This is a genomic window from Massilia sp. ST3 (genome assembly GCF_018119405.1).
Lineage (GTDB): Bacteria > Pseudomonadota > Gammaproteobacteria > Burkholderiales > Burkholderiaceae_D > Telluria.
This window is the reverse complement of record NZ_JAGPWC010000108.1, coordinates 1-10,829: the sequence shown is the minus strand read 5'-3', so window position 1 is coordinate 10,829 and position 10,829 is coordinate 1. Positions and strand designations below refer to the sequence as shown.

Below are 10,829 nucleotides of genomic sequence, written 5' to 3'. Positions count from 1 at the left end.
GGCGGTTGCGGCGGCGCCCGTCGTGGCGGCCGCGGCTCCGGCAGTAAAGAAGGAAGCGAAGAAGGAAAAAACGCCCACGCCGGTGGTGCGCAAGCCGGCCTCGAAGAAAACGCCTGTGCGTAGCGTGGCGCGGCGCGAGACACCGCGGGCGAGCCGTCTTGAGCGTCCGCCACCGAGGACCGCGCCGCCCGCCGTGGTGCGGGCCGAGGCCGCGTCACCCCAGGCGCCGGCCCGGGCGGACACCCCGCCTGCCGACGGCGCGCTCGCCGAAACCCTGCGCCAGTGCCGCGCCGCCGGCTACCACGCCACCTTGTGCATCAAGCGCGGCTGCAGCGCCACCAAGTTCGGCCTGGCCTGCCGCGGCTGAAGCCCACGCAGGGATTCAGCCGGCGCCCTCGCGCCAGGTGATGCGGTTGCGTCCCGCCTGCTTGGCGCGATAGAGCTCGGCGTCGGCGGCCTCGAACAGGTCGGATTGCAGCTCGCTGCTGTCGGGGGCCAGCGTGGCGCCGCCGACGCTCACGGTCAGCATCGGCGCCACGGCCGAGGCTTCGTGGACGATGTTCAGTTCGGCCACGGCCTCGCACAGGGCTTCCACCACCCGGCGGGCGTGGTCGGCGTCGGTTTCCGGCATCAAGAGCACCAGTTCCTCGCCGCCATAGCGCGCCGCCAGGTCGGCCGGCCGGCGCATGGCGGCGCCGGCCACCCGCGCCACGGAGCGCAGCGCGCGGTCGCCGGCCGGGTGGCCATAGCGGTCGTTGAACTGCTTGAAGGCGTCGATGTCGAGCAGGGCCAGCGATAGCGGCCGGCCGGAACGGCGCGCGCGCTGCCACTCGAGGGCGTACATCTCGTCGAAGCGGCGGCGGTTGGCCAGCTCGGTCAGGCCGTCGATGTTGGCCAGCCGTTCGAGCATCCTGCGCTGGCGCACCACCTGCAGGTGAAGCGCCACGCGCGCCATTACGACGGTCGGATTGAAGGGCTTGACGATGTAGTCCGAAGCGCCCATCTTGAGGCCGTTGGCCTCGTCCTCGGGGCGGTCCAGGCCCGAGATGAAGATCACGGCGATGTGCTCGGTCTGCGGATCGGCGCGCAGCTGGCGCAGCACCTCGTAGCCGTCCATGTCCGGCATCATCACGTCGAGCAGGATGAGGTCGGGCGCATGGCGCGCCGCCCGCTCCAGGGTCTGGGCGCCGTTCTTGGCCAGCAGCACCGTGTACTCCGGCTTGAGCAGGTCGCCCAGCACCTCGCGGTTGATGGCGTCGTCGTCCGCCACCAGTACCTTCTGCGTCTCCACGACGTTGATCATGCCACGCCCTCCAGGCTCAAATCGAGATCCATTGCCAGCGCGCTTAGCGGCGCGAGCGCAGCAGTGTACTCGATGTCCGCGACGGCGCGGCGTACTTCAACCAGGGACTGCGCATGGGCGGTCCCGGCCAGCAGGCTCTCGAGTTCGGACAGCGCGTCCTCGGCGCGCGCGTCGTCGTCGGCCAGGTAGGCCTGCAGGCGCGCGACCACCTGTGCCACCGCGCTCGGATCGGCCTGGCGCGGCAGGGCCGCGGCGGCGAGCTGGGCCAGGCCCGCCAGCACGGTCTCCGTACTGGCCACCAGGCCCGGCACCTGCACGGACAGGCGCCCGAACTGGCCGGCCCGCAGGTCCTGCTCCAGGCGGTTGGCGGCGGCCGACAGTTCGAAGGCGCCGACGTAGGCGGCGCTCGACTTCAGATTGTGCGCGAGCGACTGCAGGCGCACGTGGTCGCCGCCGCTCAGGGCTTCGCGCAGGATGCGCGGGGCCCCTGCGTACTCGCGCACGAAACTGCCGGCGCGTTTTTCCAGGCGGCTGCGCTGGCCGTCGACGTTGTCCAGGGCCTGGCGCCAGTCGATGCCCGGCACCGGCGGCAGCGAGCCCACCGGTTCCCTGGCGGCGGACTCGCTGGCGGCGGTCGGCGCGGCCGGCGGCAGCGCGCGGCCCTGCAGGCGGGCCGGGTCGATCCACTTGAGCAGGGTGCAGAACAGCAGGTCCGGGTCGATCGGCTTGGTGACGTGGTCGTTCATGCCGGCCGCGAGGCTCTTGGCGCGGTCGCTCGGCAGGGCGTGCGCGGTCATGGCCACGATCGGCAGCTCGCGCAGGCGCGGATGGCGGCGGATCTCGCGCGTCGCGCTCAGGCCGTCCAGCTCCGGCATCTGGATGTCCATCAGGACCAGGTCGTAGTCGCCTTCCTCGGCCATGCGCACCGCCTGCACGCCGTCGAAGGCCACATCGACCGCCATGCGCGCGGCGGCCATGAAGTCGAGCGCCACTTCGCGGTTATTGGCGTTGTCCTCGGCCAGCAGGATGCGCGCGCCGTCCAGGCGCGGAAGCTCGGGCATGCCGGGCGGCATGGCGGCCGGCGCGCTCAGCGCGGCGGCGTCGGCGGACGGGTGCAGCACCTGCAGCAGGCTGTGGTACAGCAAGGCCGGGCCGACCGGCTTATGCAGGAAGCCGTCGAGCGGCAGTTCGCCTTCCTGCTGCAGCACCGACTCGCGGGTGCAGGCGCTGACCATCAGGATCGCCGGCGGCGCCGCGTCGCGCGCGCAGCGGCGGATGCGGCGGATGGTTTCCATGCCGTCCAGCTCGGGCATCAGGTAGTCCATCAGCACCACCTGGTAGGGGCGGCCGTCGAGCTGGGCCCGTTCGAGGGCCACCAGGCATTGCTCGCCCGATGCGGCCGCATCGGCGTGCACGCCCAGGGTGTGCAGCATCTCGACCAGGGCCTCGCGCGCGGTGGCGCTGTCGTCCACCACCAGGGCGCGCACGTCCTGCAAGGTGGCCTGGCGCACGGCGGCAGTGCTGGACTGGGCGGCCGCGATCCCGAGCGGCACCACGAAGCGGAAGCAGCTGCCCACGTTCGGGATCGAGGTCACGGTGATCGTGCCACCCATCAGCTCGACCAGCTGGCGCGAGATCGAGAGACCCAGGCCGGTGCCGCCATACTTGCGGGTGATCGAGTTGTCGGCCTGGGTGAAGGACTGGAACAGGCGGCCCAGCTGCTCGGACGTCATGCCGATGCCGGTGTCGCTGACCGAGAAGGCCAGCACCACTTCGCCGTCCTTCAGGGTTTCCTGCAGCTCGACCGAGACCACGATCTCGCCGCGCTCGGTGAACTTGACGGCGTTGCCGGTCAGGTTGATCAGGACCTGGCCCAGGCGCAGCGGGTCGCCCACCAGCTGGGTCGGCACGTTGGCGCCGACCCGGAAGATCAGTTCCAGTCCCTTGGCGTCGGTCTTGAGGCCGGTCAGGCTGGACAGGTGGTCGAGCATCTCGTCGAGCTCGAACGGGACCTTCTCGATGGTCAGCTTGCCGGCTTCGATCTTGGATATGTCGAGGATGTCGTTGATGATGCCCAGCAGGTGCTCGCTGGCGCCCAGGATCTTGGTCAGGTAGTTGCGCAGCTTGGCGCTGGGTTCGCCCATCAGGGCCAGGCGGCTCATGCCGATGATGGCGTTCATCGGTGTGCGGATCTCGTGGCTCATGTTGGCCAGGAATTCCGACTTCATGCGGGCGCCGGCTTCCGCGCGCAGCATCGCCGTCTGCATGGCCTTGGTGCGCAGGCCGAGGATGCGCATGAACACCAGCATGTCGAAGGTGCTGCCGAATTCGAGCGCGTGCATGGTCCAGAAGTTGGCCGGCAGCGCGCCGTTGATCATCTGGGCCGAGATCAGCGAGGACGAGAAACTCACCGCCCAGCCGACCAGGAAGTAGGTGCCGATCGCGTCGCCCGCACGGGCGCGGCGGAAGGCGCCCGGCAGGCCGAGCAGCATCGGCATGATGCCCAGGGTGCCGATGATGGCCACCATGTAGCGGTGGCTGATCAGGCCCGTGCCGAAGCCGATCGCGCTGACCACGGACAGCAGCGCGAAGGTCTTCATCAGGCGGCTGAACACCCGGTCCATGCCGGGGCGCGCCAGCGACTGCTCGACGAACAGGTAGGCGCCGCAGGAGGCCAGGATCGAGGCGATGCCGGTGGCGTGCTCGCTCACCCACAGGCTGCCGCGCCACAGGAACTGGTCGGCGATGCCGAACCAGCAGGCGGAATACAGGGTCACGGCGCCGACCAGCAGGGCATATTTGCCGAACAGGGGCTCGCGCAGGGTGATCCACTGGCCCACGCTGTACAGGAACAGGCACAGGCCCAGGCCCAGCATCAGGCCCTGCAGCATCTGTTCCTCGAGCGAGGCCGGATGGAAGGCGTCGGGCTGGAAGAACTCGATCGGCAGGATGGTCGGGCCGTGGGTCTCCACCCGCAGCAGCACGGTGTGTCCGGCGCCGGCCGCCAGGCGCATCACCACCGAGGGCACGCGGCCCTTCAGGGCCCAGACGTTCTGGACGTCGGCGCGCCCGGCCGAACCGACCTTGCGCAGCGCGCCGGCGCTCTCGACGTAGACGTCGAGCTTGTCGATCAGGCCGAAGTCGACCTGCATCACCCAGTTCTCGGGCGCGCCGGCCGGCACCACCACCGGGATCCTGACCCAGGTCGCGCCGGCTTGCATGCCGAGGGTGGCGTAGGCGGTCTTCGGCGTGGCGAAGCGCGCGCCGGCGGCGAGCGCCGCGCCCGCGTCCAGGCGCAGTCCGGGGTCCGCCAGGACCGTCACCGCCGGCCAGGCTTCGGCGCGCTTGACGCCGGCGGCCAGTTCGAGCGGCGCCGCCATGGCGGGCGGGACGAGCGCGCATGCCAGCACCAGAAGCAATGACAAGAGCGGTGACAGGACGGCCTGGACGATGGCGCGCGCGCGCGGCAGGAAGAAGGAAAGCGTCATGCCTGGCGGTTTCCTGGTTGCGGTGCGGAGGCTGCGGGGGGCGTGGCCGATGCGGAGCGGACCAGGTGCGCCTCGATGCGTTTCATGAAGGCGGGCGCCTTCGGATCCTGGCGCCAGTCCTGCATCACCTGGTCGACCTGGCCGAGCAGGGCGTCGGGCAGCTTGAGGGGGCGGGTCTGGTCCATCAGGAAGCGGGTCGTCAGGCGGTAGCCGGCCACGCGGGTCAGCAGGCGCGAGATCGAGAAACCCGGCACGAAAATGCGCACCACGGCGTCGATCAGGCGCACCGTGCCCAGGCCGAGCGCGAACAGGGCGCGCGAGATCAAGGACACGCGCCTGGTCAGGCCGAGGTCGCGGCTGGCCTGCTTGCCGCACAGGTAGCGGGTGAGCAGGATCGGGAAGGGCTTGAGCACGCGCAGCGGCAGCTCGTTGGCCATCGCCTGCATCAGGGCGGCGGCCAGCGGCGGGCGCGGATCCGCTTCGCCCGGATCGGCGGCCAGGCGCGCGCTCCAGGCGGCGCGGCCGCGCGCCTGCATGGCCTGGAAGCGGGCATCGGCTTCCTCCATGGTCCAGGCCATCAGCTCGCGCTCGATGCCGATCAGGTGGCCGAGCACGTTCCAGGCGTGCAGGTAGGCCTGCTCGTCCTCGCGCGGCAGTCCCAGTCCCAGGCGGCGCAGGCCGCGCAGGAAGGCGTAGTGGAAGGTCAGCAGGGTATAGGCCAGTTCTTCCTGGTTGCAGGGGAGGCCGTCGCGCTTGCCGTCCCAGCCGTGCGCATACAAGGTGTGGTGCATGCCCGGGCCGGCCGGGGCGATGGGCGCCACCGGCGCGCCCGCGGGCAGGCTGCCTGGCGCGCCGCGCAGGATCAGGTGGCGGATGGTGGCGTGGATCAGGCGCACCTTGAGCGCCTGGGCGATCCCGCCGCCGGCGGCGTCCGTCATCCCGCCGCGCATCATCACGGGGAAGATCATCGCCGCCGTCGAGCGCACCCGGTAGTCGGTGTGCAGCTCGAGCTGGCCGGCGGCCTGCAGCACGGCCGACAGGTCGGGCAGGATGTAGCATTCCGGCAGGCTGGTGCAGAACAGCAGGGTGCAGGACAGCATGCTCATGTCCATGAACAGCTTTTCCGCGCGCGCGATGCAGTCCTTGTCGGCCCAGTCGGGCAGCCGCATGGCGCGCTGCACGTAGTCCTCAAGCGCCGCGGCGATCTCCGGGTCGGTGCCGGGCAGGGCGCGCCAGCCGGCCAGGCTCCCATTGGTGTCCCAGCGGGCCAGTTCGGCGTTGATGACGGCGATGCGCGGGAACAGGCGCGCCGGGTTGCAGGCGCTGTCGCCCAGCATGCGCGCGACGGCGCCGTCGGCCAGCGGGTCGGCCCGCAGCGCAGGATTGACGAGGGCGGGGTCCAGGAGTTGCGCTGCATCCGGTTTCATGCGGCCTCCGCGCGCAGGGGGAGGGCGCCGTGCCAGCGCTGCAGGCCGAGCATGGCGCAGAACAGCGGAATGCCCATCACGAAGGTGGCGATGGTGCGGGTCTCGACCGGGAAGCCCTGCGTGATCTGGAACACCATCAGGCCGCCGTAGATCCAGAGCGGCACCTGGACGTCGCGCAGCAGCAGCGAGGTCGAGGCGCGCGGCGCCCATTTGCGCAGCGACAGCCGGAACAGGAACACGATGACGAAGGCGATGAACATCCAGCCGACGAAGCCCTGCAGGGTCTCGCCGAACCACCAGCCGTCCTTCTTCTCCATTTCCCAGGCCTTGAGCTTGTAGACCATGTAGGGGTCGACGCCGAGGTCATAGGCGGTGATCACCAGCGCCGACAGGAAGGACATGGTGAGGGTCTGGCCGACCGGGGCGACGCCGTCGGACGGGGTCTGCCAGGCGATCAGGTTGGCGATCACGTAGCCGCAATAGGCCAGCGCGAACCACATCAGGGGAATCACGATCGGCACGTCGCCGAGGCGCGGGCCGAGGACATCGGTGTAGGTGTACTTGCCGAAGAACCAGCCGTGCGAGGAACCCATCTGCTCGGCGAACCAGCCGATCGGCAGGGCGATCAGGGCAAAGCGCAGGGCGGCCTGGAAGCCCAGCAGGTGGCTGGCGCTGGCGAAGCAGACGCCGAACATGAGGAAGGAGCTCAGGACCAGCAGCTGGGTCTGTCCATTCCAGCCGCGCAGCAGCAGGACGGACAGGAAGGAGACCAGCAGGGCAAGGGTGAACCAGGACAGGCGGTGCGGCGTGGACGTCATTTATTGTGATCCTCTTGATGGGCGTGCGCGTCGGCGCGGGTTGACGGTGAAGGAATCCTCTTCGTTCAGAAACGGTAGTCGACCCGCAGGTCGACCGTGCGCGGGCTGCTGGGGACCGTCATGCCGAAGCTGTCGATGGCGAGCGGCTGCACCTTGTTCTCGAGGTTGCGGGCGCGCAGCAGCAGGCTCCAGCGGGCGCCGTTCGGCTGGAAGCCGAGGGTGGCGTCGGTCGTGGTGCGGGCGGGGATCCGGTACTCGAGCAGCTGGCTCGGCACGTCGATCACGTAGGCGCCGCTGCGGCGCGCGAACAGGCCGGCGCTGAGCTCGCCCATGGGCAGCGCGAAGCGCTGGTCGTAGCCCAGGGTGAACACCTGGCTGGGCGCGCGGTCGAGCTTGCGGCCGTTCCAGGACACGACGCCGTTCGGCGAATAGGAGGTGTAATGGGCGTCGAGCAGGGTCAGGCCGTAGGCCAGGCGTCCGCCGGCGCCCACGCGCAGCTGGCCGTCGAGCTCCAGGCCGGTGACGCTGGCTTCGCCAGCGTTACTGGTGATGAAGCGCGGCGCGCCCTGCAGCACGGCCACGCCCGACAGCTGCAGGTTGTCGTAGGCGTAGCGGAAGGCGGCGGCGTTCAGGGTCGCGCGGCCGTCCAGGAAGCGGCTCTTGAGACCCGCTTCGAGCGAGCGCAGGGTCTCGGGCTGGTAATACAGCAGGCTTGCGGGCACGGCGGCCGCGGCCGGGCAGGTGATGCCCAGTGCGGCGCTGCCGGCGGCGCAGCCGTCGTTGAAGCCGCCCGCCTTGTAGCCGGTGGCGAGGGTCAGGTAGGCCAGGGTGCTCGGTAGCACATCCCATTCCGCGCCGAGGCGCCAGGTAGTCTTGCTGGTAGTGAGGCCGGCGGCGTTCAGCTGGCGCAGGTCGGTGGCCGGGTTGAAGGCCGGGCCTTGCTGGAAGCTGGTGGAGCCGGCGCGCGACTTGTCGTCATGGGTGCTGCGCGCGCCAACGGTCAGGCGCAGGTCCTGGCGCAGGCTGTAGGTCGCCTGGCCGAAGACGGCGCGGCTGGTGGAATGGGTCGGCGCGTTGCGGAACACGTAGTAGGGCGGCAGGCGCAGCATCTCGAGGCCGCGGAAGCTGTATCCGGTATCCGATTCCTCGCTGAAGTAGTACAGGCCGGCCTGGGCCTGCCACGGGCCGCTGTTTTTGGTGGCCACGCGCAGCTCGTGCGAATCCTGGGTGTTGCCGCTGTCGTAGTCGTTCAGCACGCCCAGCGCGAACACGGGCGTGACGCGGTAGTAGTAGTTCATCAGCATGCGCTGGTCGAGCTTGCGGCGCGCGCCCAGGTAGTGCAGCGTGGCCGCGCCCAGGTCCCAGTTCAGGTCCGCCGACAGGCCGCGCGCGCGCTTGTCGTGGCGACCCTGCTGCGGGGCCAGGTTGGGCGGGCGGAAGGCGTTGGTCAGGCGTTCGCCGGTGCTGCCGGGACGCCAGCTCGGCTTGCCGCTGGCGATGCCGGTGAAGAAGTTGGCGTCGGGGACGAAGCGGTCGTTGTTGTCCTGGGCTTCGCTGTGGTCGTAGCGCAGCAGCAGCGAAGCGTCGCGCCCCAGCGCCAGCCTGGCCGACAGGCGCGCGTCGCGGTCGTCGCGGTCCAGGCCCAGGCGGTGCGGCGTGCCCTGCCCGTTCTTCAGGTAGGGATCGTGGCGGCGCACCGAGAGCGCCGCGCGCAGCGCCAGTGCATCGTTCACCGGCAGGTTCAGCATGGCGTCGGCCTTGCGGCTGCCGTAGGTGCCGGCTTCCAGGCCGAAGGCGCCTTCGAACCGGTTCACCGGTGCGTTCGAGATCACATTGATGGCGCCCGCCGTCGTGTTACGGCCGTACAGGGTGCCTTGCGGGCCGCGCAGCACCTCGATGCGGTCGATGTCGAGGAAGCTCAGGGTCTGGCCCGGCGGGCGTGCGATGTAGACGCCGTCCAGCATGAAGGCGGCCGAAGGGTCGCCCTTGTCGGTGGCGTCGGCATTGCTGACGCCGCGGATGGTCACGCGCAGGCCGTCTGCGGCCTGGTCGAGGTGGAGATTCGGCAGGCGCGCGCCCAGTTCGGCGGGACTGTCGGCGCCGGCCCTGACCAGCTGCTCGCCGGTCAGGACACTCATCGCGACCGGGGTGCGCGAGGCCAGCGAGGGCGTGCGCTGGGCGGTGACCACGACTTCCGGGATCTCTCCCATGCCTGGGGCCGGTGCCCGATTCAATTCCTGCGCATGTGCAGCCCCGACGAATATGCCCGAGACAGCCGCCGCCAATAGCGACAGGCCCGGACGACCCCGCATTCCATTCATTTCAAACAGCTCCCTAGTTTCTTCTTTTCTCTTTTATACGTGGCGATGTGCGCCCACGGTATCCCAGCTTTATATGCATATTTGCAATTTATCTTGTGCTGGTGGATACAGAATCCTGCCAGTCTAGCAGCTCATTACTACAGGAAATAGTATTTAGATGCATCTTGAACAAAAAAACACAGGCGTGCAACGCATCATTTTTACAATGTTCACAAATGACACACATTCGTGCGCCGCGCCCGGCGTGCTTCGCTTATTTTCTGGCAACAAGCAGCCCGCCGCGGGAGGCCATCTTGGGGAGACCATCTTGACCAGATACTTGAGGGCCGCAGCCGTGGCCATCCAGCTGTCGGTGTGCGCCGCCGCCCAGGCCGCGCCATCCTTCACCAATCCGCTGCCCCTGCGCCTGGGCGACGGCAGCCTGGCGGAGAGCTGCGCCGACCCCTCGCTGCTGCGCGACCGCACCACCGACCGCGCCGTCTGGTACCTGTACTGCACCACCGACCCGGTCAGCCGCAAGGAGCGCGACGGCGACGGCTGGCGCTTCCGCCTGATGCCGGTCTACCGCTCGGTCGACCTGGTCAACTGGTACCACGTGCGCGATGCCTTCGAGGAACGCCCGCGCGGCCTGGCCGCGCCCAAGGCCGGCCTGTGGGCGCCGGAAGCCGTATACATGAACGGCAGCTACTTCCTCTACTTCACCATCACCGACGTGGCCGACGAGCACAGCCCGGAGAAGGGCTGCGCCTCGGACAGCGCGATCGGGGTGGCGACCAGCGCCTCGCCGGCCGGGCCGTGGAAGGCGGCGCCGCGCCCGGTGGTGCCGCCGCGCCGCGCCGGCAGCGGCTGCAGCTTCCACTGGACTTTCGACCCCGACGTGATCGAGGATGCGCAGGGCGACCGCTGGCTGTACTACGGCAGCTACGGCGGCGGCGTGTTCGTGCAGCGCCTGTCCTCGGATGGCATGGGGCTGGTGGGCGACCCGGTGCGCATCGGCGCCAACGACCGCTACGAAGGAGCGGAGGTGGTGCGCCACGGCGGCTGGTGGTACCTGTTCGCCTCCGCGACCGATTGCTGCAATGGGCCGCTTACCGGCTACGGGCTGTACGTGGGCAGGGCCAAGGGGCCGGAAGGGCCCTTCCTCGACCGCGAGGGCAACGACATGGCTGCCGCGCGCGCGGGCGGCACGCCGGTGCTGGCCCAGAACGGCAACCGCTGGGTGGGCGCCGGCCACAATACGGTGTTCCAGGATCCGTCCGGCCAGTGGTGGACCTTGTACCACGCGGTCGACCGCAAGCAGCCTTTCTTCAGCGCGAAGGACAAGCTGACCCGCCGGCCCCTGCTGCTGGACCGGATCGACTGGGTCGACGGCTGGCCGGTCATTGCGGGCGGGCGCGGCCCGAGCGATGGGCCGCAGGCCATGCCGGGTGTCCGCAGCGCCGCTGCGCCGGCGCCCGCGCGGCCAGTTGCCA

Annotated in this window: 6 protein-coding genes and 1 pseudogene; 2 read left to right on the top strand and 5 right to left on the bottom strand. The window is 69.8% G+C overall.

Features of this window, described 5'->3' with window-relative positions:
• Window positions 1-367: pseudogene (locus tag KBW98_RS22655) on the top strand (hypothetical protein); the annotation flags it as partial.
• A 15-nt stretch (window positions 368-382) separates the two neighbouring features.
• On the opposite strand, the gene KBW98_RS22650 reads toward KBW98_RS22655, so the two are convergent.
• The 5 genes from KBW98_RS22650 to KBW98_RS22630 form a co-directional block, all read right to left on the bottom strand.
• Complete coding sequence (locus KBW98_RS22650; RefSeq protein ID WP_229429365.1) at window positions 383-1,303, bottom strand: diguanylate cyclase; 921 nt, start codon at window positions 1,301-1,303, stop codon at window positions 383-385.
• Window positions 1,300-4,791 (bottom strand): hybrid sensor histidine kinase/response regulator, encoded by a 3,492-nt coding sequence (locus KBW98_RS22645; RefSeq protein WP_211522430.1) that lies wholly within the window; start codon window positions 4,789-4,791, stop codon window positions 1,300-1,302. Before KBW98_RS22645 ends, KBW98_RS22650 begins: the two co-directional genes overlap by 4 nt.
• Window positions 4,788-6,218 carry an oxygenase MpaB family protein gene (locus tag KBW98_RS22640; RefSeq protein ID WP_211522429.1) on the bottom strand — a complete coding sequence of 477 codons (1,431 nt, stop codon included), beginning with the start codon at window positions 6,216-6,218 and terminating at the stop codon, window positions 4,788-4,790. The genes KBW98_RS22645 and KBW98_RS22640 overlap by 4 nt, the downstream gene beginning before the upstream one ends.
• The gene (locus KBW98_RS22635; RefSeq protein WP_211522428.1) at window positions 6,215-7,036 is read right to left on the bottom strand and encodes a carotenoid biosynthesis protein; all 822 of its coding nucleotides are present in this window, start codon (window positions 7,034-7,036) and stop codon (window positions 6,215-6,217) included. The genes KBW98_RS22640 and KBW98_RS22635 overlap by 4 nt, the downstream gene beginning before the upstream one ends.
• Before the next feature lie 65 nt (window positions 7,037-7,101).
• Window positions 7,102-9,246, bottom strand: a complete 2,145-nt coding sequence (locus KBW98_RS22630; RefSeq protein WP_229429364.1) for a TonB-dependent receptor — start codon at window positions 9,244-9,246, stop codon at window positions 7,102-7,104.
• A 418-nt stretch (window positions 9,247-9,664) separates the two neighbouring features.
• Here KBW98_RS22630 and KBW98_RS22625 point away from each other — a divergent pair.
• Window positions 9,665-10,829: family 43 glycosylhydrolase (locus tag KBW98_RS22625; RefSeq protein WP_211522426.1), on the top strand; the 1,165-nt coding region annotated here is incomplete at its 3' end.

What these genes read in the sequence shown, in the direction of transcription:
- KBW98_RS22650 (WP_229429365.1), bottom strand. Translation starts at nt 1,303, where the DNA reads ATGATCAACGTCGTGGAGACGCAGAAGGTACTGGTGGCGGACGACGAC.
- KBW98_RS22645 (WP_211522430.1), bottom strand. Translation starts at nt 4,791, where the DNA reads ATGACGCTTTCCTTCTTCCTGCCGCGCGCGCGCGCCATCGTCCAGGCC.
- KBW98_RS22640 (WP_211522429.1), bottom strand. Translation starts at nt 6,218, where the DNA reads ATGAAACCGGATGCAGCGCAACTCCTGGACCCCGCCCTCGTCAATCCT.
- KBW98_RS22635 (WP_211522428.1), bottom strand. Translation starts at nt 7,036, where the DNA reads ATGACGTCCACGCCGCACCGCCTGTCCTGGTTCACCCTTGCCCTGCTG.
- KBW98_RS22630 (WP_229429364.1), bottom strand. Translation starts at nt 9,246, where the DNA reads ATGGGAGAGATCCCGGAAGTCGTGGTCACCGCCCAGCGCACGCCCTCG.